Here is a 22,585-nt window from a genome sequence, read left to right as displayed (position 1 = left end):
GTTTTTTATGCACACACTCTTCATAGTTAAAGATATTTGATCAAGCTTTTTTTTGATTCTTGGTAGACTGATAACCTACTTCATAAAATTGATGCGCATCCACTCTTTCTTGACCAAAGTTCAGACGAACCCCCGCATACTTTCGGCGTCTTCCTTCTTGCTCAAGGCCGTCTCCAATACCTTGATATCGTACTTTTCTTCCTACAGTTAAACCCAAAAATACAAGGAATACAAGGTTAAATAAACTTCTGCGTGAACGTATCCTGCACTTCTTCATCAAGATCTTCAAAAACAAGTAAAAAATGATGAAACGAATCTTGTTGAAACTCTCGGATTTTTTCTTGAACGCATTGCTTGTTCCATTCATAGCCCGAATCCTAAGCATTAATTGTAACTAATGCTACAGTGTCTGTTACTAAACTTTTTCGTAGCATCTTACTCACCCATCTTTCTCATAAAAATAGCATGCATTGAGTGATTTAATTTTCGACTAATTACGTCGTTAAGTGTACCATCAATGAACACATTCTTTGAACTAATTCCTTTTGTAGTACAGACTTGCCTTGTCAGTAAGCAAAATGCCCTTCCATTTATAAACTCATTTGTCTTTGTCAATAGACTATGTTTAACTGAAAGCAAGACTAAAATAAGCAAAGTGGGTGTCCTAATGGAAGCGAACTATCTTGATTTTATTCAATCTGGAAAAATGTACAATGATTTGGCTAATACACTGATACAAGCCCGCCAGGCAACAATGGCAAAAGTTTTGACTTACAACAACCTCTACGGAACAGATGAGTCTGCTAGAAAAGAGATTCTTTCCGAATTACTTGGTTCTGTTGGAGAATCTGTTTTTTTTGAACTGGGTTTTCGTTGTGAATTTGGCAAACATATTCATATTGGCGAACGTTTTTATAGCAATTTCGATTGTATCTTATTAGACGGCGCGGAAATTCGAATTGGTGATGACGTCTTATTTGGACCACGTGTTGGAATTTTTACAACCAATCACGCAATTGATCCAGAAGAACGAGTGGCTGGTGCTTGTTATGCAAAACCAGTTTCAATCGGTAACAAAGTGTGGCTAGGGGCAAATGTGACGGTAAATCAAGGAGTGACAATTGGCGAAAATACGATTATCGGCTCTGGTAGTGTCGTTACAAAGAACATTCCTGCAAACGTCATCGCTGTTGGAAACCCTTGTCATGTACTGCGAACAATTACTGAAGCAGATAAAACAGATTATTTTTCCACACTCATGACTCCCTAATTCTACTTTTGTTTCTGATTCATAACTAGATACGAAAAAAAGACTGAAAAAATTCAGTCTTTTTTTATTGATAAGATTTCTTCGTTTTCTTCCATAAAACAAATTGCTTATTTTGTTTTTTAAGATGATAGTCATCAAAGCGATTCGCCTTTAACACAAAAGCTGATTTCTTATAATTGTTGATGCTAGCTTTTATAATCTGCTCTTTTGATTTCTCTTTGATGATTATCTTATAGCGTCCGCCTGGCAGTTGTTCAAATAAAATATGTCCTTGTGCATCACTGCTTTGTTGAAGGAGCAGCCCTTGCGCATCCATGATTATTTGTTGATCCCAATCAGTCAGATATACTTGTTGATCTTTTTGAGGTTGACCGTCCACACAAAATGTAAATGCTAAAGAATAATGAAAATCTTTACTTTTTATCTGATTCCATTTTAACCAGCTCCAGTGAATAACGATAACTAAAAGAATCAAACAAATCAGTCCAAGTAAAATAAATCTGCTGAGATGATAAGTCGCTACTTGTTTTTCCGCCGATTGTGCTTTTTTTTCTTCGTAAGGGACTCGTTTGCTTGTGACTAGTAAACGGTGCGTATTTATACCATAAGGCGTACAAGTCACTAAAGTCACTAAATCTTCCTTTTCTTTTATGGCTAACGCATCTACATCAGTTGGCAAAACAATCGTGATTTGACTAACTTCATACGCAAGCTTTTTGCCAAGAGTTTCAATATAAAACTGATCGCCAATTTTTAATTTCTCTAAATCAGTAAATAATTTTTTTTTGGGCAAGCCGCTATGCCCCGTAATCACTGAGTGTGTACTTTTTCCACCAATTGGATAAGAGGTTCCTTGCAGTAAAGTCGCTCCTCTTTCCAAAAATAATTCATTCGTTTGATCAAAAATTGGCAAACTGACATTGATTTTAGGAATATGGATGGCGCCGATCAAGTGATCGTCTAAGTGTTGAATTTGTTTTCCCTCACTCTTTTGAGAACGTTTCGAGAAATAATCCCCTAATTTTTCAGAACCAATCAGCAAACCTTTTTCTCGTTGTTGTTGATTTGTTTTAGCCATGCTACTTAGCCGTTTTTTCCGTTCTTCCTCACCTTTTTGATGAACTTCTCGTTGGTAAGTTTGTAGCCTAACTTGGTCAACCACATTGTTCAATGAATCAGCCACAAAGGGATACAAAAAAATAAAGAAACCAATCAAGAACAACATCAAAGCACTGCCCTTTAAAAACAACCCCAGTGGCTCTTCTTGCACTTGATTTTGTTCTTTTTTTCTCAACTTCTTCACATCCCTCACCTCTTTCGCCAAATTCTAGCGAAACATGGACAATGACAACTTTACCATTGGTTATCATCGTCCACCCTTCATATCCTTAAATTTCTGTTGGTTTCTTTAATTTACGATACCCACCATAAGCCGCTAGCATTAGGAATGAACCAATCAACAAGAATAGATAAATTCCGTTTCCACCTGTTGAAGGTAATGCACCTTTTTTCGTATTCGGAACTTCTACATCCTTTGGTTGCCCAATTGTTTCAAACCCACTGTAGCTTCCAAGTTCTACTGTAAACTCTGTGAATGCAGCATCCCCAGTTGGTAATGCGTAACCGTCAGCAGCTTTCACTTCTTTCATGTAATAAGTACCATACTCTAATCCTTGAACTTCAAATTTTCCAGTGTCTGCCAAAGATACAAATTTAGTGGCACCTGTTTGGTCATCGACCCATTCAACACGATCTGCATCGTTTTGATAATTACTTAGTTCCTTATTATCTTTATAGAAAACAGCATATTTTTCTTTCGTTGCATTCCATAATTCAAATTCTGCTCCAGCAAGTTTGGCTTTACTTGATGCATCATATTTTTCAAATTGACGTCCACCTGTAACTACTTTTTCTGGAGGTTGCACATCTTCTGAGTAGTCATAGGCATCTCCACGACCAATCGCAATTTTCGCTGTATTCTCTTGTAGCTCATCAGGTGTGATCGTTGCTGTTAGTTTCATCGCATAGTGGACAGTTAATTGCCCCCCACGTGCAGCAGCAAGTTTAGTCAATGTATCCACATTAGCTTTCCCATCTTTTTCCGTTAAAATCGTTAGTATAAATCCATTACCCACTTCTTCCAATGAATAATCGTTATCTATAGTTAGTTCTGTCGTACCTGCTGTCACAACAAGTTGTTGGTTAAAATAAGTCAAGCCAGCAGTTGGTTTATCTTCAATAATAAAGTTATTGATTACTGGTGTGTCATCATCATTCACTGAATCAATAAAGTAAGGAATTGGTGCAGTAATCGTATAATTGATCAAATATCCTTTTTCTAAATCTGCATAACTAATTTCTGTGCCGTTGCTTAATGTGATTTTTCTTAATTCAGAAGGATCAATATTCATTGCCTTACTAGACTCTTGCGTTTCATTTTTTGGATATAAATGAATATCATCATTATACGTATCTAGCCATTCTCCAGGGGTAGCTGTATTCGGCATCATCACTGGCATCAGCACAACCATCGGTGCCGCCACTTTGGCAATATCAGCTGGCGAATATGTTTCTAAAAATAAATACGCTTTATCCCGTTTTTCATTAGTCGCTTCTGTCACTTTTAATTGATTAAAAACAGCTTCCCCCTTATCATTCGTTGTGACAGTTCTTTCAGCTACTAGATTATAGTCTTGGAACCAAGTAGCTGTATACTCCTCTTGAATCAATTTGATTGCTTCTGGTGAAGTCATCCCATCGTCCACTTCAACTGTCGTTGGATTATCCTTTAACAAAGCATAATAGACGTCTGTTACATCAAATAAACTAAAGTCAACACCTGGAAGTGGCTCGCCACCAAAATTATCATTTACCAAACCATTATTAAGGGTATCAGATGGCATCGATGAAAAACTACGCTTATGTAGCGTGATTGCTACTTCTTCTGGTTTCGTTGCTACTGCTGCTGCATCTACAGTTGTACCAAATCCTTGAAAGAGCGGGGTAAGCATCCCCGCAATCGTTAGTACTTTCCAAATTTTTTTCATTTTTTCCTCCTATAAATCTTTTTTAGTTGTTTTTTTTCTTCTCAAGTAATACCAAACACCTAACAGAATCATTACACCAAACAAAAATGCACCTGTCTTAACTGCACCTGTTTGCGGAAACTTACTAAACGGCAGTTTATTCCCCATATTCGCTGGCTCTTCTGAATCTTTCGTAGTTGCTTGCCGCTCATTATAAATGCGCGGTGTTGCACTTTCTTCTGCTTCTTCAGGTACTTTTCCTGAAAGCAGTTCTAACATTTTTTGTCCAGCGACAGTTACAAAGGTTTCATTTCCTTCATCATCAACCCATGAAGCAGGAATCTTCACTTCAATTTGTTTACTCGCCTCATTGATTTCATACCCTTCCACACTCTGAACTTCTTCAAAATAATAAGTATTCGGTGCTAGAAGTAACCCATCTGTATCAACCAGTCCATTGTCTTTTGACTGATATTTACGAATATTTTCGTCAGTCAATGGTTCATTATTTTTTGCTTTTTTCCACTTGCTGTTAAAACTTTTAGTAGAATCAGCTGTCAAATACAGCTTTTCTCCATTTTCAATTTTATACAGAACAAATTTTGCTCCTGCTATTGGAGTGCCTTCTTCATTTGTCCCTTTCGTTCTGCCATATTTAAAGAAATAAGGATCTCGTAAATACCCGATGTTTTTGGGATACAAGTGGATTTCCTGTAATTCATTTGTTGCATCCATTGGGTCCATAATTGGTAAAACAACTGCTAAGGGCGTAGTCAGTGTGTCTTTAGCCAAATTCGTTCCACTTCCAGTATCGGTATCTTGCTCAACAAACAAATACACCGCATCTTGGTTATTACTCTTTCGTGGAAGATGAATTCTGCCAATCCCCCCACCATATTTTCCATTCACTTCGCCTTCATTTTGCGTCTGGATCGTGCCAACTAATGGGATGCCTTCCTTTTCGACTAAGTTATTAATCTGTTGAAAACTATAATTCGCCATTGTTTGAACAAATTGTTTCGCTGTTTCCGTGTTTGTTTTGCCATAGTATTCGGTCAGGTCGTACACCTGAAATTTTGCTCCGTTCAATGGCGTTGTTTGTGTGATGACATCTACCTCAGTCATGTTTTTATCAATTTCTTTGCCGTCATTTTCATACATCTCGAAGTTTTCCTGACTGTAATCTACATCACGAATGATGCGCTTATGCAAAATAATCTCAACTTCATCATTTGTTTGTGCCTGAGCGATCGTCAAAGGAATGCACAGAAAAGAAAGAGTCGCCAGTATCACACCAACTAGATTTACTATTTTGCGACTCATTTCAATCCCTTCTTTCTTTTGTTTTGATAATAGAAATAACTTCCACCGACTATTCCAGCCAAGCCAACTAAAATCGCTGAAATCAACATAAAGATCTGCCTACCACGACCACCTGTAGCCGGAAGTGGATTTTCCGTATCATTACCTACCTCAACGGACAACTCGATTCTCTCGTTATCAATCAACTCATACGTAAGTTCCTTTGTCTCAGCTGGAGAGCTTGCATCCATTGTTGGATAATAAGCAATTTCTGCTTTCAAACTTCCTTTTTCCTTTCCAGGAATGACTTTTGAATTTTCATCTAACTCAGCTTCTTCTCGGTAACTAATAGTTAACAAGAAATAGCCCGGCAATTTTCGGTACCCTTTAGGTGCACTTGTTTCAATAATTCTATAATTACCAGCTTCTAGATCTTTGGAGATAAAACTTGCTGGATCCTTTTCATCCACAGTCAAGCCTTCTTCAATCAACTCGAAGCCATTGTCTAGTTGCTTTTCAATACTAAAACTTGCACCTTCCAGTTTTTTCTTGGTTACACTGTCTAATTTTTCTAGCATTAAATCTATTGGTGCTAAATCATTTGTTAAAGTTAATTCTAAAATATCGTCAATCAGTTGGTAGCCAGTTGGGAATTGAGCTGACTCTTTATCAAGATTTATTCCATCAACAATAAAATTACCTTCTTCATTAACTTCAAATCGAAAAACTTTATCAGATAATTGATAGCCATTTGGCGCAACGTTTTCTGTAACTGTGTATTCACCTGGCATCAATCTCAGTGGTATGTCATAGTCTAAATCAGCATATTTTTCAGTGTGATAACGATAAGCGTAGAAATAACCGATACCATCCGCCTGTCGTTCCGTGTTTGGCTCTAACGGATTCCCTGTATAAGCACGATAAGCAGGGAAAGACGTATCATTTTCTTTTGTAATCGTAAATCCTGCACCATTTAATAGTTGATTATTCTTATCTATTTTTTTTACGCGGACTTCTCGATATAAGAAAGTATTTTCAACCTCAAATTCGATCCACAGCGTATCATCAGTTTCATCAACGGTATAAGCTAAAAATGTCCAATCTGTTGCATTTATTTGTTTTAATCGGATTCGATCATTATTATGGACCTGTAATAACCAATCCTCTTCTTTTACCGGATCTTGATACCCCGCAGGATTTTCTGTCTCAACAATTCGATATTCTACATATTGATAACCATCGCCAGTATGACAAAGCTACCGGATTTGGCTAAAGAATAAACTTTTTTTTGTCCATTTCCGTCTAAGACGTATTCACCAGTGTCATCAACTTCATAAAAAGTCAGCAGTCCTTTAGCAGATTCTTTATTTTCACCAGAAATACCTTTTGCAATGGGCTTCCCTTGAAGTTCGCCTGAACCATTTGTTTCATAAAGAGAAAATTCAGCACCATCGATTGCTAATCGACTTTCTTTTGCTACCTTTTTCAAGTTTAGTTGAATAGGTTTATATTCATTTTTCATTTCTAATTGCACGTATAATTCTTCAAAATCTGTTTCTGTTTCATTTTTTTCCTGAACAATTGATAATTTATGATGACTACCCTCAAAGTACGAATTAGGATCATCACCCTCAGTAACATTGACCGTACTTACTCGTTCACCAGAAGTTCCTGCCACAGTTAATTCATAATGGCCTAATGTTTCACCAGGTTTTGCGATATACTTTTTAATTTGGAACTTCAAGGCTTCTTCTATTAACTCATATCTTTCAGGTCCGCCAATTTCTTTCACCCAATAAACATCACTCGTAGCGTCTTCACCATCACTTAGTACATCAATCTTCGTATTAAAGATAGCCTGCCCACTATCTGTCGTCACACTTTTCTCAATCAAGTTTGCTCCAGATGATTTCGGATCTGCATCATATAAACCAAACAAAACACCGGCTAATGGCTTGCCATCTTCTCCAATTTTCTTAATTTGTAAATTACGATCAGGATGTTCAAAACGAATTGATGGTGCCGGGAAAAACATTTTCCCTGACTCGACATCGTTGTCATAATCCTCTTGATTTTGGATATAAGCTAAGTTATTGACGGTGTAAAACTTTCCATCTTGAGCGCCACCATCTAACTTCACTTGATACTTGATTCGTACCATTTCTCCTTCACCTAATGATATTGGTGAAAATTTATAGGCATGATTATCTCGTCCTTGATAGCTGGTTGGCATTGCCACAACATCAGCCGGTCTTTGCCCATGTTTCGCTTCATCCCATAATTCTGGTGCTTGGTAGCGAACGTTACCATCCGAGCTATTATCAAGATGGTAATAGTTGATTTCAGCCGATGTTCCGCCATTAAATAAGGATACATTAAAGCCTGTTTCATCATATAAAGTTGCTTGACGAATCGTTTTCGTAAATGTTGAAGAAATCGATTCTAGCGCTGTAACAATATCCCTTTTATTACTTGCATTATAGTAATATGGGCTACCATCATCTTTTGCATCAGCAATATTTTGTAATACATTCCGACCAATCGCATCTAATCGCTGACGGCTGCTAACAGAGCCATCAATTCCTAGACCAATCGTGAAAATATTTGGTGGATCGTCCATCTTATTTTTCAACCAGTGATGATAAGCTACTGTGTTAATTGCTGCCGCTTTTTCATCTGAATTCGAATTTCCAGCTGTGTTGTTATTAGCTGAACCATCACCAATCCAAAGAGATGTATTATCATTATCTTTAACCTCACCACCAGTGTAACGTGTACCAGATGGTCGATCAAAATCACTTGGATAAGTCAAAGGCCCAACAAAACCTGCACCTGACGTATTTCCAGAGTAAGTTTCAAAATTTTTAAAAGGTTCAATATTATTCGCTGCTGTTGTGACGACCTTATCTGACATAACAACATTATTATATTTAACTGGTCCATAACTATACGTTGGAATACCGTCACCAACAACAATCAAAATTTTCTCTGGTTCTCGTTCAGCTTCACCATTGTCTTTATATAAAACTTCATAACCTTTTCTTAATCCCAAGGAAAGAGGTGTTCCGCCAATGGGTGATCTGTATAAGGCATTATTACTCGCCCGATCAGTTAGTTTACTAATATCATTCGTCATTTCTGTTACATTCGAATCGATACCTGCTTTACCATTGGAATAAAAATTGACCATCCCGATCCGTGCGTCCATTGTTGGATTGGACAGTAGATTCTGACTGAGTTCTTCAACAGCTTCTACTAACGCATTATTTTTTGATTGGTTATTTGTTCCCGTCGTTTCACTCATACTTGCTGATTTGTCTAGTACAAAAACGACATCTACTGGTTGAACATCTCGATTTTCTCCACCGATCACATCAAGATAAACGTTGTATAGCGTGGTATTATCTTCAGAATGTATCTCATTATTATTAGCGCTTTCCTGCAAAACAGGTTCTACCCATTTTTTGATATAAGCACCACTATAGTCTAAATAACTATTTTCAAAAGTTCGATCATTCCCCCACAGTTGAACTGTCGGTGCGTGCGTATCTGTTTCGTCATTTCCTGCTGTTGAATCATTATCAGTTGCGTAGTTATAATTCCGCCAATTTGCGCCACCAGCATGGTAATCTTCATCTGAAATCGGTTCGTCACTGCCATCCTCGTATAGTTCGCCCTTATCTCCAGTATATGTAGCTGTTTCCTGTCTATCAGCTAACACCTTCGTATAATCATTCGTTGCAAAATAAGGATAACGATGTTGTGTATCTCCATCTTGTGGATAAATGTATTTGTAAGGATCATTTGTCGATGTGGGGCCAAGTCTCTCAAGGATACCCGCAAACAGCGGACTTTGATTTCTAACCAATGGTGTTCCTTGACTTTCTACTTCACTTGTTTCGTTGGATTGTTCTGCGGTGTTCGTTTTTTCAGCATCCTCATTTTGGGAGCTTTCATCTGTGGTATTTTGTGTTGCGTTGTTTTCTGTACTACTTACTTCTGTGTCAGTTTTTTTTAGTTCTTCTTTGTTGCTTTCTTCTTGCACTTTTTCATCTACGACAACTTGCAGGGGAAGTTCCCCGTCTGTGATTTTTGTCCCTTTTTCTGTTTCGAAAGTCAGTATCCCGCTCTTTGCTTCTGCCGAATAAATCTTTCCAATGTACCAAGTGGTACCAGAAATTTCCTCTGTCTTTAACTCCGTTCCTTCTGCATCATAAGAAGACAGACCTTTCCCACGAACATTTTTTACCGTACCGATCCCAGCAGCTGCAGTATCAATGGCTAATCTGATTCGTCCTTCATTGACACTAGCCTTTTTTTCAAATTGAATCGTCCACTCTAAGGAATTCTCTTTTTCAATGTAGCCTCCTTCCACCTTTGCATAATCTTCATCTAACAAAACTTCCAAGTTCACTTCTGCTTCTTCTTGCACTGTTTGGCTCTCTGTTGTCTGAGATTCAGCAAACACCTGTTGGACACTCGCAGCTGTTTCGATGTATGGTGCAAGAATCATCCCCACTGCAACCAAAGGCATCATCCACTTAGAAACAACTTTCACTATCGCTCACCCTTTCTCTCACTTATTAAAAGTTCATCAACTAACAATCAATTTAATCATACTCTAATATTTACAATTAGAGTATACTTTATTTTCTAATCAAAAACAAATACAAATTCACTATTTTTTAATTTAATTCTTTTAAATCAGTTTATATAGTGATTTCTAATAGATAGAAAAATTATCTTTTTATGAAATTAAAATGAAATAATATTTTGAAAGTTTTTTTATAACATGTATTATTTTCACAATATATATGTATTTACACACTAATTTATTTTTAAGAAACTAGTTTAATTGATTGGCGGACACAAAAAAGAGGTTGCGACTAATGTCACAACCTCACTGCTTTCAAGCTATTTCATTTTTGTGAAATAACACATTTTTTTATTGTGCTACTTTACGTTGTTCTTGCACTGTCGCAACTTTTACGAATGGCAAGTAAATCAAAACGGAAAGAATCAAGTTGACAGCAGCTAACACACCGCCTGCCATGCTCTTAGTTGCCAAAATCCCGCCGATAACCGGTGGAGTTACCCAAGGAGGCATAACTGTCGCTGCTGGAACGATTCCTGTAGATGTTGCAAAATAAGCAACACTAACTAAAACCATTGGTGTTAAAATAAACGGAATAAACATAATTGGATTCAATACGATTGGCAATCCAAACATCGTTGGTTCATTGATGTTAAAGATACCTGGCGCGATTGATAAGTTTGTTACGACCATATAAGGTTTGTTTTTACGGCCAACTAAATAAATAGCTAATAATAAACCTAATGTCGCACCTGTACCACCTAAGTTAACAAAACTATCAAAGAATGGTTTATTAACGATAAATGGTGCATCATGTCCTGCAGCAATCGCTTTCACATTTGCTTCGATTGCAGGTGCATTGATTGTTTGCATCAATGGGTCAACCATGTTTGCTCCATGTAAACCGAAGAACCATAAGAATGGTGTGATGAATGCTAATAATAATGCTGATGGATATGAGTTTGCAAGTCCCATAAATGGTTCTTGAACTAATGTGTAAAATGCGCCTACAATATCAGCTACACCAAATGCAGCAAAAATCGCAGCAATCAATGCAAAGAATGAAATAGTAATCATTGCAGGTAATAATGAAGCAAATGCTTTTGCAACTGCTGGTGGAACACCATCAGGCATTTTAATAATTAATTTTTCATTTCCACTTAATCGAACAAAAATTTCTGTTGAGACAATCCCAACAATAATTGCAATAAATAAACCAGTCGAGCTCATGCCCAATGCTCCGCCTAAAGCGAAGAATGATCCTAATGAAATGACACCGGCAGACACGCCGTCTTTTTTATAACTATTCGCTAGATGATAAGCTAACAAGAAAGCAATCAAAACCGAAAGGATTGCGAATGTTCCGTTCCACGCTGCGCCTCCGAAGCCTTTCCACGCTTCTCCACCAAAAATCGAATTCATTAATTCTTGGAATCCAGGAATTGGTAAATTATTAATCATAACTGCTAACGCACCTAAAATCATCAACGGCATACTTACCATAAATGAATCACGAATAGCAACTAAATGTCGTTGAGCACCAATTTTTGATGCTACAGGTATAAAGTGTTTCTCCATAAATGCAACAAATCTATCCATCTTTCCTACCTCTTTCTTTTACCCCTTTTACACGTCAATTCGACGATATAAATCAATAATTTCTTTTGCTAAATCAGTAAACGCGATTGATGTCATCAAGTGATCTTGACTATGAACAGTCAATAATGTAACGTCCACATGGTTTCCTTGTGCTTCTTGCGTAAGCATTTCTGTTTGTGAATGGTGTGCTTGTACTAAAGATTCTTCTGCATCTTTGATTTTTGCATCTGCTAATTCAAAGTCACCACTTTTTGCGGCAGCAATCGCTTCCATTGCATCGCTTTTTGCATTTCCGCCAAACATGATCAATCCCATGATTGCCTCAAGATTTTTTTGATCTTCCATTATTCTTCATCCCCTCTATTTTTATTCAAGTTTTATTGGTTAATTAAGTTTTCTGCTTGTTCTAAAACTTTGGGACCGTTCATCATGCCATAATCTTGCATATTGATTACATCCAACGGAATCCCTTTTGGTGCAAGTTTTTCTTCAAATTGATTTTTCATAAATCGAACTTGTGGACCTAAAAGTAAAACGTCTACATTTTTTTCTTCTAGATGACGGTCAGCATCAGATGCTGATACAGCAAAGATATCTGCTTCCACACCTTTTTCCTCAGCTGCTTTTTGCATTTTAGTTACTAATAGACTAGTACTCATTCCTGCTGAACAGACAAGCATAATTGTTTTCTTTTCCATTTCGAACACATCCTTTTTTCTTACTTACACTTTTATATAATGCAAGTACCGTGCCAAAAATAAAAGCGCTTTACATTACTACTCTATCAAGGGGTACAGATGTCATCCGTCAGTGCGCACACTAACAAATTAAAATACACAAGTTATTATTAGTGTGCAGTGTTTTCGGTTTCATACATGATTTCTGTGCAAAAAAAGAGTATGAAACAGTTTTCTTTCAATCAACTGTTTCACACTTCAAGTATTTTTTACTAACAAAGCTATTTAGTCTAGTTTATTTTTTGTAGCCGTAGAGATTTAATTTTCCAGATAAATACTCTCCAAGATAGATTTCGTTGATTTTTTGGAATCCATTTTGTTTAATTTGTTCTTCCAACCAAGCTTCATCTTTTTTTATCAATTCCAATACGTCTTCATTCGACTGGCCATCAACAATAATTGGATAACGAATATTTTCATCACCAAATTCAATCAGTGTCAATTGACCGTTTTGTTCCAAGACAGCACGCTTTACATTTTCTACTTCGTAAATACCATTTGCTCGAAGCTTAAACATCAATTCATTGGCTGAGATTCCATTTTTCAAACATTCATTGACATCAACGACCCCATTTTGAATCAAAGTAATGGGTCGACCATCCACTACTCGTTTCACATAGCGATTATGCTCTTTAGCAAATTTGAGAACTAATACTAACAACGTCCAAATAATCAATACCAATACAAATTGCAATACAGTAATTGAGTCATTATAGATTACGCCTCCAATAATACCACCTAAAACATAATTTTGGACCTGATCCATCGCTGAAGAAGGAGCTAAATTTCCTTTTCCCATCAAATTAATTTGAATAATCAAACAAATGATCCCTAGTGCAAATTTAATAATAATTGGTGTATAAAACTGCATATTTTTTCTCCTTATTCGTTGATAATTTTAATTTCTGGATTAGTAACATATGCTCGTTCTAGCGTATAGGACGCCTGATCTCCACTTAAATTGACTTTATAAAAATCATCTGCGATTTTCACAATGATCCCGTCGGCCAGTTGAGTGGAATTGACCAAGATTTCTTTTTTTGCTAAGTTTTTTTCTTTTGAAATTTGTTCTACTAAGTTAACCATTTGAGAAGACTGGGAGTGACGACTTTGATTCACTTGATAATCTGAATACTGCACACCAGAAACAAACAATAAAAATAAGAAAAAAATAATACTAAGATCCCGATACTTCGTTTGTATTCGATGCCTTAAATACAAACTAAAGACCACTACTAATAGAATCAACGAACCAAAAATAAAAAAGTATTTTACATAATCATTTAAATTCGTTTGTGCTTCCAAATATGAAATGCTGTAAAAAGTCATAAAGTCCTCCTTGCTCATCCCTTTTGAACTAAAAAATTTCCAGTTCCGTTCTCAAAAATGATTGTTGCTCTCCATCACCTGAGGAAACACGACCAAATTAGAAGAACCAGAAATGATTCCTACGTTTTTACACACTGAACAACTTACACAATTCAATCAAAATAGGTCTGAAATATTTGTTGTAATTCTGCTTGTTTTTCTTGATCAGCTGACCATTTTTGCAGATTCGATGGCGACTGTTTCGGGACTATCTGATTAATTAACCCATACAGACCATAGATTGGTTCATTTTCACCAGCTAACCAACAATCAGCGCCTAAAATGTCTGCTGTTAACTGACATAAAACAGTAGACTCAAAAAATCCACCACTGATTGCTAAAGTACGTGGTTCTTTTACCATTTCATGAAGTCGCTTAATGTTGAACAGCAAACCTTCAATCACCGCACGAATCATCTCTGCTTTGTGATGATGGATCGTTAATCCTTTAAATTCTGCTTTTTGATTGGCTTTCCATAATGGTGCTCGTTCTCCATTGACATACGGAAAAAAACGTAGGCCCTTAGCACCAATTGATGATTGCGCTAAGTAGTCAGGAATTTTTTCATAAAACTGCATTGGCTCATCTGCAAAGATTTGGCTTGCCCATTCAAGTACTTTACCACCATTATTTGATGGCGCTCCAATCACATAAACATTTTCAGTCAAATAGTAACAAAAGTTTTGACGTTGCCAATCAAAAATCGGTGTATCAGTTATTTCTCGAACAGCAGCACTTGTACCAATAGTCAAACTTGCTGACAATCCATTAGCTAGGTAGCCACCATAAGCCGCTAAGCAACCGTCACTTGCTCCTGCAAAAACTTGTACACCAGGTAAAAAGTTAAACTTATCAGCTAATTCTCTTTTGATCAAAAATGGCGTCGTCGGCGCCACTAACTGCCCTAATTGTTCCTGACTGATGCCAAGATAAGCTAAAATTTCTGTATCCCATTGCTGCATGGCTAAGTTCAATAAACCTGTAGCAGATGCTGTAGACAAATCAATAGCTGAAATTCCAGTGAAAAATTCCATGAGCAATTCTTTTAGACCCAACCATTTCGTTTTTTCTGGGTACATTCGCCTTTTTTGAAAATAAAGGATTTTAGCAAAAGGTGTCATTTCATGGATCGGTGTCCCTGTTTTTTGATAAAAACGTTCGGCATTACTCGTCTGTTTGAATACTGTTATTTCCTCCATACTTTGGGTGTCAGACCAAATAAACACCTGCTCAAATTGTCCATCGACCACAGGCATGCAACTGTGCATCGCCACGCTAAAACTGATTTTCGTGACTCTCTTTCTTAATGAAGTAGGTAGCGTCTGTAATTCATTTTGGATAAGTGCTAAAATTTCAGAAGCTTTCTGATAACGAACCCCCCCAGCCTCATTGTAAGTTTCCAATGGAACGCGATGATAAAAAATAGTTTCCCCTTCAGCGATTGCGCCAAATTTGATTGCAGTGGTCCCAATGTCGACACCTAAAAATATATCCGTCATTTTTTAGTCTTCCTTCTTATTTCTATCTAAATTAGTTTCCTCAGCTTTTTCATTTACACGTGAAAGATTATTTAATCTTTTTTCTTGATGTTTTAAATGAATATATCCCCAACTAACGACGATTAATGCACCAAGCATATTTACGATACAATCCTTCATTGTATCGATCAGCGCCTCGTGTCCACTTAAGACTTTACCTTCTCCTGTCATAAATTTTTGCATATTCGTTCCCAACAAATGATCTGCTAGAAATTCATATACTTCCCAAAATAGCCCAACCGTTGTTGCAAAACAAAAAGCAAACAAACTAATAAAAAATGGACTCAGCTGTAAGGTTATGCGCTGACTTCGATTTAGGTATGCGACAACAATAAACCCTAAGGCTCCTAACATCGCCGCACTAAAGCCATGTAAGATCATGTCCCAAAACGGTATTTTGTAATAAAAGTTTCGTACTTCTCCCAAATAAATGGCGCAAAATAAAAAGAGGAAGAAAAGGATCTCCATCGTATCAGGAATCTCAATATCAAACTTTTGTTCTACTTGTTTTGGTAAAAATATGATAATCATTCCTGCGACACATTGTAAAATCATCAACACATAATCACTTTTGACGTGTTCGTGCTCCGTTGTTGACGTTCCAGATGGTGTTTGAATCATCATGACTACCGCATATATAGTAGAAATCGCTAGTAAAATAAAAACTAAATAAAAAATTACCTTTTTCTTGTCTAACCACTTTTTCTTCATAACAAGCTCCTTTGCTCATCTAATTCTTCCAATGAGTCTTTTCCCTTATAAACATGATACAATAAGTGCATAGAAAATAGGAAATAACTAAGAGGTGGCGTCTAGTGAATAGTGAAAAATCATATACTCAGATCAAACAACTTATTGAACAAGAAACAAATCAAGCAGGTAAAAGTTTCACTGTTGGAAAGTTCACAGGCATTGGCTGGTTATTTCTCCAATATTCACCAGATGATCCAGTTTCACCGTTGATTGCAGTCAAGCAATACGCCAAAACTGTTAATATTTATGTACCTATCGCCGAAAATGAACCGCCTTTGGTTGAACAATATACCCGCATCTTTGGCAAAAGCAATTTGGGTAAAACGTGTATTCGTATTTCCTCCTTAACACCCACACGTTTAGATGCGCTAAAAACATTAGTCCAAAAAATCAAAAAAGAAGCGGAACAAAGCGCGTAACTGCGCTTTGTTCCGCTTCTTCTTTTATTATTTTAAACTGGCGAAATCAACAACTTGATAGCCTTTTGTTTCAAACCATTTTTTTAACGCAGAAGAAGTCAAAGTTTCTAAGTCTTGACAACGCGGCAAGGTTAATGTGCTGTGGTCTAACACGTATTGATCTAGGAAACCAGGGTGAAGATGCAATTCAATGACTGTTTCTTCTGGTAATGTTTCGTAACCAAACGCATCGTCTACGAAGTCACTAAGCTTCGTCCCGCGGTTGAGGACTGTCATCAATTTACCAAAATCAGGAATTTCTGCTAATCGATAAGGTAATTCTTTTGGTGGTTGGTAGCCATAAAATAAATTAGCATGGATGCCATACTTCTCGGCTAATTCAAATAAAGCTTGACCAACTGCTTGATCCCCGACGGAATGTGTTTCCATGTGTACTGGAAATTCACCAAGTAATTCTTTAAAACATAAAATTTGTGCTTCCATTTCTTGTTTGATTTCATGATAGTCAAATGTCAATGTCCCACCATTTTTGTAATGACTAGAAGAGAGGAATATGCCGTTTGCATCCACTAAACTAGGAATTTTTTTCGCATCCGTCACTGGTTTCCCTAAAGTAAAATTGATATGCAGATTGATTTCCACTGTTGGATCAGTTGCTTGAATCAATGATGCTCCGGCTTTTGCTTCAGGCATATTCACCATTAACGAGGTACTTTTCACGATTCCTTCTCGCACACTTTTTGCAATGCCAAAATTAATAGCTTCTGACATCCCTAAGTCATCTGCATTTAAAATAAATTTTCTCATCATTCAGCCTTCCTTTTTCACTTATTTCGTTTGAATCAGATGATTTTTATCGGTTAATGAAATCTTGACTTCTGGATAATCAAGCGTATTTGTCAAAACGACTGCTGTTGTCGTATCGTAGTCAGTCAGTTGACTGAAATCGACTTGTCCAATGACTTGTCCTGCAGTTACTCGATCACCTTGCTTGACTTGCCAAGAAAAACCTTTCCCATTTAATTCTACTGTATTCAAACCAATATGGATCAACAATTGCTTGCCATCATCAGCAGTAAATCCTATCGCATGTTTTGTTTGAGCAATTAGTTCCACGATGCCGTTAACAGGTGCATATACAGTGCCATCACTTGGTTTGATTGCAAATCCTTCTCCCATGCTTTTTGAAGAAAATACCGGATCATTGATTTCTGAAATTGGTAAATACTCTCCATTTAAAGGAGCTACTACTAAGTCTGCTTCACCTAAGCCAGTAGAGACAACTGGTTCTGCGGGAATGTTTTTCTTTTCTTCATTAGTTGTTTTCATTTGCTTACGCATCCACCAAGCAGTGGCAATTAGCGCTACGAAAAACGACACGCCATTCGCTAACAGTTGTGCACTAAAATTATTTCCTGGTCCTACAAACATTGAGAATGTAAAAATATTAGCTACTGGTGTAAATGAATAGGCTTTAGTTTCAAAAAATCCACTGATTGCTCCACCAAGTGCTGCAGAAATCGAACCAATGATGAAGGGCATTTTATACTTCAAGTTAATCCCATAGATAGCAGGCTCTGTGATTCCAAAAAATCCTGATAATGAGGCAGATGCAGCAATTTCTTTATCTTTTCCTTTTCTCAAAAACAACCAAGCACCCACTACCGCACCAAATTGACCAAATACACCATTTGATCCAATCGGTAAAATCGTATCTGCACCAGTGTTTTGAATATTGATTAAAGCAATCGGTAAGATTCCCCAATGTAAACCAACCATTACTAATAATTGGAATAAACCACCTAATAAAGCACCAGCTAAAATCGGACTAAACGCATACATGCTGAAGTATGCTGTCCCAATCAGATTTGCGATCCCATTTCCTAGCGGGCCAATCAAAGCAAACACCGCAATCCCAGTGATGATAATTGTAAAAAAGGGAACAAATACGGTATGAGTAACTTTAGGCAATACTTTTTTAACGCCACGTTCAATGTAACTTTGCGCCCAAATCGCTAGGATTGTTGGCACTACAGCACCACCATAAGTTTTGAAACTAATCGTTAATCCTAACAAAGAGGCACTATCTAAAATACTAGCATCAGTCAATGGATAGATCATTGCCGCTGCTATTGCCAACGCAATAAATTGATTTGTCTTAAATCGATTCGCTGCTGTTACTGCAATAAACAAGGGTAACAATGTAAAGATACCAGAGGCTAAGATACTCAATAATTGATATAATCCACTATCTACCGGCAAAATGTTGTACATAGAAAGTGGAATCAAAAAACCTTTTAAAATCCCCGCTGCTGCCAGCACTCCGATATAAGGAGTAAAAATAGCTGAAATTGTCGCAAATAATTCATCGTACCATTTTTGTTTCTCTTTTGTTTCATCTCCTTGTTCTTCTGCATCTTCTGGTAATAGTTTAACTAATTCATCAAAGACATCCACCACGTCACTACCAATCACTACTTGATGTTGCCCACCAGATTCCACGTATTGAATCACGCCGGGTACTTCTTTGATTTCTTCTTTCTCAACTTTTTGTCCATTATTTAAATAAAAACGCAGGCGTGTTGCGCAGTGTGTTAATGACGAAACATTTTCTTTTCCTCCCACTGCTTCTAAAATTGCTTGTGCTCTTTGTCGATCGTCCATTTCTTTTTCCTCCTTGAAAATTGTTCGTAAAAAACAAAAAACCAAAAAAACTAGCCCTCTTCAATCAAAAGAGAGTCGTTTTTTTGGTTATGCCTGGTCGAACCAGTTACACTCAAATTTCACTTATTTTTTTAATGTGGATCAGCAGATAAAGCAAATCTTCTTCGTCCAACGTCCAACCGTAAGACTCTTGTAAGTAATGCTCGATTTTCTTGACACACTGCGCTTCTTGTACATATTGTGCTCGCAGTGTTTGATACAATTCATTTTTTCGATACTCAGTTGTCTCATGATTAAGCTTTCGAGCAATAAAATATTTAAGATGTGTCACAAAACGCAAATAATAAAACGAATCTTCTGGGAACTCTTTATGGAAATGATACGTAATAATATTGTTCACATCACTGATAATTTTAATGTAAGGATCCACTTTTTCACGTTCACCAAGACTTGCTTGACTATTGATAAAATGTAAGGCATAGGCGTGTGCTTCTTGTCTCGGTATTTCTTTACCTGTTTCTTCAGCCAAGTAGTTCACCGCCCAATTACCCAATTCAAATTCTTTTGGGAAAAATTTTTCGATCTCAATTCGAAACGGTGCGCTCAAAGAAATTCCTTGATCCAAACGCTGCAACATATAGTTGGTGTGATCTGCAACATTTAAAAACAAAAGATCTGTCGTTGGTAACTGGAGTTCTTGCTCAGCTTTTTTGACAATTTGATGAGCGTAATTCATGACTTCTAACGGAAATTGAGCCAAATTGATTCCCTTTAGATTTGAGTCATTTAGTTGATACACTTTTTCGACTTCATCTTCTGCAATCGTTTTGGGAAATTTTCCAAAGCCAATTCCTACTTCTGCAACAATGACTTCTTTGCCATCTTTCATCGCTAATGCAAAATTGTTATTGATACTCTTGATGATCTCCAACTCGCCACCCCCAATCTAAGACAATAAAAAAGCCAACATTAATAAACTGCTTCCACAGTCTATTACATGTTGGTTGATGCCTGGTCGGACCAGTAACACGCCTTTTATGTGAACATCATAACGGTATCTACCACAAAAGTCAACAACAAATGTAACCGTTTTTTATTTTTTATTACAATCGTTATTAAAATCAGCCATTTATTAGCAAGAATCACAGAACTTAAAAAAAATGAACCTTCTACCCGATTGTGTAATGGTAGAAAATGCAACTTCTAGTTTTTCTAATTTTTTAAGGAAGCAAATGGGCAAAGTACTACTGTACTCAGTTATTAGTGAGTTGTTGTGTGAAAGAAATCATTTCAAGCAATCCTTGAGCCACACTCGCACCATTGTTTCCAGCTTTCGTCTCTGAGCGTTCAATTGCTTGTTCAATCGTTTCTGTTGTTAGCACGCCAAACATAACTAGCGTTTCCGAGGCTAAACCAACTTGAGCCACACCTTTTGCTTTTGCCACTTCGTTACTAACCAATTCATAATGCGTCGTTGCTCCACGAATCACTGCACCAAGAGTCAGTACGTCATCATATTGTTTCATTGCCAAGATTTTCTTGGTCATAAACAAGATCTCAAATGATCCAGGAATCCAATAAACATCAATATCCTCTTCGTTCACACCGTGACGGAGTAAGTTATCGACTGCTCCACTTAATAGTTTTGATGTAATACATTCGTTAACTCGTACAATGACAATCCCAATTTTTTCGTATGTCATAAAAGTTTTCTTTAAATAATCAATTGCTGCTTTTTCTGCATGTGCATTGCCATATGCTAAATGTGCGCCGACCGCTAGGACTTGATCGTCTTTCGCAATGACTGCACCGACTAAAGGGTTCGTAAATGTTTTTCCACGTCCTTTTTCTGCTGCTAGAATCGTTTGTTTCATCAATCGTTCATCCAATTGAAATCCTCCTTTCCAAACAAAAAAGCCTCGTGTAATTACACGAGACCAATAGTCAAAATAAACTCAAAGAAGTACGACAAAAATAGAGACACTTTTCCCGTCGTTTGTTTCGATAAGTTTTTCTTCTCCCATCCAGACTTTAACTGTCGGTTCTAGTTTTCACTAGATCAACCGCAACTATTGCGGGTCACGGACTTCAAATTAGCCTTGTCACCGTCGGTCGGGAATTACACCCTACCCCGAAGAAACATATTCAATTAACGAAAAAAGAATGTCAACGGCTTTTTTCTTGCACTTGATTGGCAACTTGCTTCAAGTCATCGGAGAACGTTTGTGTCGCTTCCGGTAATTCAATGGTGTAATTCCCTTGATTTTTTTGAATGAACGAACAAAGTAACTAGCTTCAACATAACCTAATTGATCACTAATCTCACTGATTGTTAAATCTGTGGTCTTCAATAATTGTTCCGCCCAATAAATTTTTAATTTAGCATACATCTGACTGAAAGGTTCTCCAAATTCTTCTTTCAATTGCCGACTTAAATAGCTTGGACTCAAATTCGTCACAGTGGCTAACATATTTAAATCGACATGACTTCCTTTATTGGCAAAAATCAAATCAATTGCCGGTTGGAGCATTTTATTTTTGGCTAGATAACTATCTTTTTCTGCCGCTAGTTGGTTTTCCAATAAAGAGTGACGAATATCTGCTTGCACTGTTTTTAAATCAACTGATTGATCTGGTACTTCTGCTTTTTTGGAAATACGGAGTGTCTGCTTATACGCTTTAATCAAATAATCTTTTTTGATTGCTTCTGTTACGATGTATTCACTTAAACTTTCTAACATTGTCGCGTTTTTTTGTAAATCATCCAGCGTAAATTTCGGGTATTGTTCAAATAATTCGTGGTGCTCGTCTTTAAATGCTTCTAGTCTTTTTTGATTTTCTACTTGCAATACTTGTTCTAGCTTTTCTTGCCCATCTACAAGCAGAACTTCTCCGGCCATGATTGCACCAACATATTGATTATCAACCATGATTGGAATTGCCATATCAACAATATTAAAATGACAACGGTAAATAAACGGCTCTCCTGTTCGAACGGCTTCCAGGCCTCCTCTTGAATCACATTTTTCACAATACACAGCCAATTCAGGATGATTGCGTACAAACTGACAAAAGGGTTGGACTTGGCTATGTTTCGTAATTGGTCTACCTCGATAATCAACTAAAATAATAGCCAAATGAGTAGCAAGAGCTAGACTTTCTTGAACTTTTTCCCATTTATCTAGATCTAAAACTTGTTCGATATCAAATAAAGTTGTGCCCATTTCTTCACCTCTAGTTAGTAGTATAGGAGTATTTTGCTAAAATGACAAAATACTCCTGTTTCGCAAAATAATTCAACACATTCTCAAAAGA

18 protein-coding genes, 2 pseudogenes and 1 riboswitch are annotated in these 22,585 nt (G+C 36.9%); of the genes and pseudogenes, 2 read left to right on the top strand and 18 right to left on the bottom strand.

Translation table 11 applies throughout. From position 1 onward, the window contains the following. Positions 1 to 40 precede the first annotated feature (40 nt). A complete protein-coding gene (locus AC4BD1_RS01425; RefSeq protein WP_490485716.1) occupies positions 41 to 367 on the bottom strand; it encodes a hypothetical protein in 327 nt (108 codons plus the stop codon). A gap of 300 nt (positions 368 to 667) precedes the next feature. Here AC4BD1_RS01425 and AC4BD1_RS01420 point away from each other — a divergent pair, with 300 nt between their 5' ends. Further along, positions 668 to 1,270: a sugar O-acetyltransferase gene (locus AC4BD1_RS01420; protein ID WP_206909367.1), complete on the top strand. Its 603-nt coding sequence runs from the start codon at positions 668 to 670 to the stop codon at positions 1,268 to 1,270. Positions 1,271 to 1,334: 64 nt separating this feature from the next. Here the strand turns inward: AC4BD1_RS01420 and AC4BD1_RS01415 are convergent, their stop codons facing one another. The 11 genes and pseudogenes from AC4BD1_RS01415 to AC4BD1_RS01365 all read right to left on the bottom strand — a co-directional run bounded on the left by AC4BD1_RS01415 (position 1,335) and on the right by AC4BD1_RS01365 (position 16,145). Beyond that, the gene (locus AC4BD1_RS01415; RefSeq protein ID WP_490466775.1) at positions 1,335 to 2,573 is read right to left on the bottom strand and encodes a class C sortase; all 1,239 of its coding nucleotides are present in this window, start codon (positions 2,571 to 2,573) and stop codon (positions 1,335 to 1,337) included. An 85-nt stretch (positions 2,574 to 2,658) separates the two neighbouring features. After that, positions 2,659 to 4,317 (bottom strand): SpaH/EbpB family LPXTG-anchored major pilin, encoded by a 1,659-nt coding sequence (locus tag AC4BD1_RS01410; protein WP_490485715.1) that lies wholly within the window; start codon positions 4,315 to 4,317, stop codon positions 2,659 to 2,661. A gap of 9 nt (positions 4,318 to 4,326) precedes the next feature. After that, complete coding sequence (locus AC4BD1_RS01405; RefSeq protein ID WP_490485714.1) at positions 4,327 to 5,619, bottom strand: pilin N-terminal domain-containing protein; 1,293 nt, start codon at positions 5,617 to 5,619, stop codon at positions 4,327 to 4,329. Further along, positions 5,616 to 10,156 (bottom strand): annotated as a pseudogene (locus AC4BD1_RS01400) (SpaA isopeptide-forming pilin-related protein). Before AC4BD1_RS01400 ends, AC4BD1_RS01405 begins: the two are co-directional and overlap by 4 nt. Positions 10,157 to 10,543: 387 nt before the next feature. Beyond that, positions 10,544 to 11,791 carry a PTS sugar transporter subunit IIC gene (locus tag AC4BD1_RS01395; RefSeq protein WP_206909373.1) on the bottom strand — a complete coding sequence of 416 codons (1,248 nt, stop codon included), beginning with the start codon at positions 11,789 to 11,791 and terminating at the stop codon, positions 10,544 to 10,546. A 27-nt stretch (positions 11,792 to 11,818) separates the two neighbouring features. After that, entirely contained in the window at positions 11,819 to 12,136 is a 318-nt protein-coding gene (locus tag AC4BD1_RS01390) for a PTS lactose/cellobiose transporter subunit IIA (RefSeq protein WP_206899393.1), read from the bottom strand. Between the two features lie 32 nt (positions 12,137 to 12,168). Further along, positions 12,169 to 12,489, bottom strand: coding sequence for a PTS sugar transporter subunit IIB (locus tag AC4BD1_RS01385; protein WP_206899394.1), 321 nt, complete (start codon positions 12,487 to 12,489; stop codon positions 12,169 to 12,171). A gap of 274 nt (positions 12,490 to 12,763) precedes the next feature. Further along, positions 12,764 to 13,399 (bottom strand): DUF421 domain-containing protein, encoded by a 636-nt coding sequence (locus AC4BD1_RS01380; RefSeq protein WP_490485713.1) that lies wholly within the window; start codon positions 13,397 to 13,399, stop codon positions 12,764 to 12,766. An 11-nt stretch (positions 13,400 to 13,410) separates the two neighbouring features. Beyond that, positions 13,411 to 13,857 carry a DUF3290 domain-containing protein gene (locus AC4BD1_RS01375; RefSeq protein ID WP_206909377.1) on the bottom strand — a complete coding sequence of 149 codons (447 nt, stop codon included), beginning with the start codon at positions 13,855 to 13,857 and terminating at the stop codon, positions 13,411 to 13,413. Positions 13,858 to 14,009: 152 nt separating this feature from the next. Continuing rightward, positions 14,010 to 15,395, bottom strand: coding sequence for a gluconokinase (locus tag AC4BD1_RS01370; RefSeq protein ID WP_490485712.1), 1,386 nt, complete (start codon positions 15,393 to 15,395; stop codon positions 14,010 to 14,012). A 3-nt stretch (positions 15,396 to 15,398) separates the two neighbouring features. Further along, the gene (locus AC4BD1_RS01365; RefSeq protein ID WP_490485711.1) at positions 15,399 to 16,145 is read right to left on the bottom strand and encodes a DUF2238 domain-containing protein; all 747 of its coding nucleotides are present in this window, start codon (positions 16,143 to 16,145) and stop codon (positions 15,399 to 15,401) included. Positions 16,146 to 16,249: 104 nt separating this feature from the next. Between AC4BD1_RS01365 and AC4BD1_RS01360 the strand changes: the two genes are divergently transcribed. Then, positions 16,250 to 16,606 carry a hypothetical protein gene (locus AC4BD1_RS01360; RefSeq protein ID WP_490485710.1) on the top strand — a complete coding sequence of 119 codons (357 nt, stop codon included), beginning with the start codon at positions 16,250 to 16,252 and terminating at the stop codon, positions 16,604 to 16,606. Between the two features lie 27 nt (positions 16,607 to 16,633). On the opposite strand, the gene AC4BD1_RS01355 is transcribed toward AC4BD1_RS01360, so the two are convergent. The 6 genes and pseudogenes from AC4BD1_RS01355 to AC4BD1_RS01330 all read right to left on the bottom strand — a co-directional run bounded on the left by AC4BD1_RS01355 (position 16,634) and on the right by AC4BD1_RS01330 (position 22,494). Beyond that, complete coding sequence (locus AC4BD1_RS01355; RefSeq protein ID WP_490485709.1) at positions 16,634 to 17,413, bottom strand: ChbG/HpnK family deacetylase; 780 nt, start codon at positions 17,411 to 17,413, stop codon at positions 16,634 to 16,636. Between the two features lie 21 nt (positions 17,414 to 17,434). Beyond that, entirely contained in the window at positions 17,435 to 19,270 is a 1,836-nt protein-coding gene (locus AC4BD1_RS01350; RefSeq protein ID WP_490485708.1) for a glucose PTS transporter subunit IIA, read from the bottom strand. Between the two features lie 112 nt (positions 19,271 to 19,382). Then, positions 19,383 to 20,201 (bottom strand): PRD domain-containing protein, encoded by an 819-nt coding sequence (locus AC4BD1_RS01345; RefSeq protein ID WP_206909387.1) that lies wholly within the window; start codon positions 20,199 to 20,201, stop codon positions 19,383 to 19,385. A 322-nt stretch (positions 20,202 to 20,523) separates the two neighbouring features. After that, positions 20,524 to 20,973 carry a 6,7-dimethyl-8-ribityllumazine synthase gene (gene ribH, locus AC4BD1_RS01340; RefSeq protein ID WP_490486005.1) on the bottom strand — a complete coding sequence of 150 codons (450 nt, stop codon included), beginning with the start codon at positions 20,971 to 20,973 and terminating at the stop codon, positions 20,524 to 20,526. Positions 20,974 to 20,976: 3 nt separating this feature from the next. Further along, positions 20,977 to 21,147 (bottom strand): annotated as a pseudogene (locus AC4BD1_RS01335) (bifunctional diaminohydroxyphosphoribosylaminopyrimidine deaminase/5-amino-6-(5-phosphoribosylamino)uracil reductase RibD); the annotation flags it as partial. Positions 21,148 to 21,278: 131 nt separating this feature from the next. After that, a riboswitch (FMN riboswitch) is annotated at positions 21,279 to 21,413 on the bottom strand. A 61-nt stretch (positions 21,414 to 21,474) separates the two neighbouring features. Further along, on the bottom strand, positions 21,475 to 22,494 hold the full coding sequence (locus AC4BD1_RS01330; protein WP_490466765.1) for a PocR ligand-binding domain-containing protein: 1,020 nt from the start codon (positions 22,492 to 22,494) through the stop codon (positions 21,475 to 21,477). Between the last annotated feature and the right edge of the window lie 91 nt (positions 22,495 to 22,585).

Source organism: Enterococcus sp. DJ147D b, from assembly GCF_058216655.1.
This window is presented reverse-complemented; position numbering and strand designations above follow the sequence as displayed.

Excerpts from the sequence above, each read along its gene's own strand:
- AC4BD1_RS01425 (WP_490485716.1), bottom strand. The coding sequence starts at position 367 with ATGAATGGAACAAGCAATGCGTTCAAGAAAAAATCCGAGAGTTTCAAC.
- AC4BD1_RS01380 (WP_490485713.1), bottom strand. The coding sequence starts at position 13,399 with ATGCAGTTTTATACACCAATTATTATTAAATTTGCACTAGGGATCATT.
- AC4BD1_RS01375 (WP_206909377.1), bottom strand. The coding sequence starts at position 13,857 with ATGACTTTTTACAGCATTTCATATTTGGAAGCACAAACGAATTTAAAT.
- AC4BD1_RS01350 (WP_490485708.1), bottom strand. The coding sequence starts at position 19,270 with ATGGACGATCGACAAAGAGCACAAGCAATTTTAGAAGCAGTGGGAGGA.
- AC4BD1_RS01385 (WP_206899394.1), bottom strand. The coding sequence starts at position 12,489 with ATGGAAAAGAAAACAATTATGCTTGTCTGTTCAGCAGGAATGAGTACT.
- AC4BD1_RS01355 (WP_490485709.1), bottom strand. The coding sequence starts at position 17,413 with ATGAGAAAATTTATTTTAAATGCAGATGACTTAGGGATGTCAGAAGCT.
- AC4BD1_RS01410 (WP_490485715.1), bottom strand. The coding sequence starts at position 4,317 with ATGAAAAAAATTTGGAAAGTACTAACGATTGCGGGGATGCTTACCCCG.
- AC4BD1_RS01370 (WP_490485712.1), bottom strand. The coding sequence starts at position 15,395 with ATGACGGATATATTTTTAGGTGTCGACATTGGGACCACTGCAATCAAA.
- AC4BD1_RS01405 (WP_490485714.1), bottom strand. The coding sequence starts at position 5,619 with ATGAGTCGCAAAATAGTAAATCTAGTTGGTGTGATACTGGCGACTCTT.
- AC4BD1_RS01365 (WP_490485711.1), bottom strand. The coding sequence starts at position 16,145 with ATGAAGAAAAAGTGGTTAGACAAGAAAAAGGTAATTTTTTATTTAGTT.
- AC4BD1_RS01420 (WP_206909367.1), top strand. The coding sequence starts at position 668 with ATGGAAGCGAACTATCTTGATTTTATTCAATCTGGAAAAATGTACAAT.
- AC4BD1_RS01395 (WP_206909373.1), bottom strand. The coding sequence starts at position 11,791 with ATGGATAGATTTGTTGCATTTATGGAGAAACACTTTATACCTGTAGCA.
- ribH (WP_490486005.1), bottom strand. The coding sequence starts at position 20,973 with ATGACATACGAAAAAATTGGGATTGTCATTGTACGAGTTAACGAATGT.
- AC4BD1_RS01390 (WP_206899393.1), bottom strand. The coding sequence starts at position 12,136 with ATGGAAGATCAAAAAAATCTTGAGGCAATCATGGGATTGATCATGTTT.
- AC4BD1_RS01330 (WP_490466765.1), bottom strand. The coding sequence starts at position 22,494 with ATGGGCACAACTTTATTTGATATCGAACAAGTTTTAGATCTAGATAAA.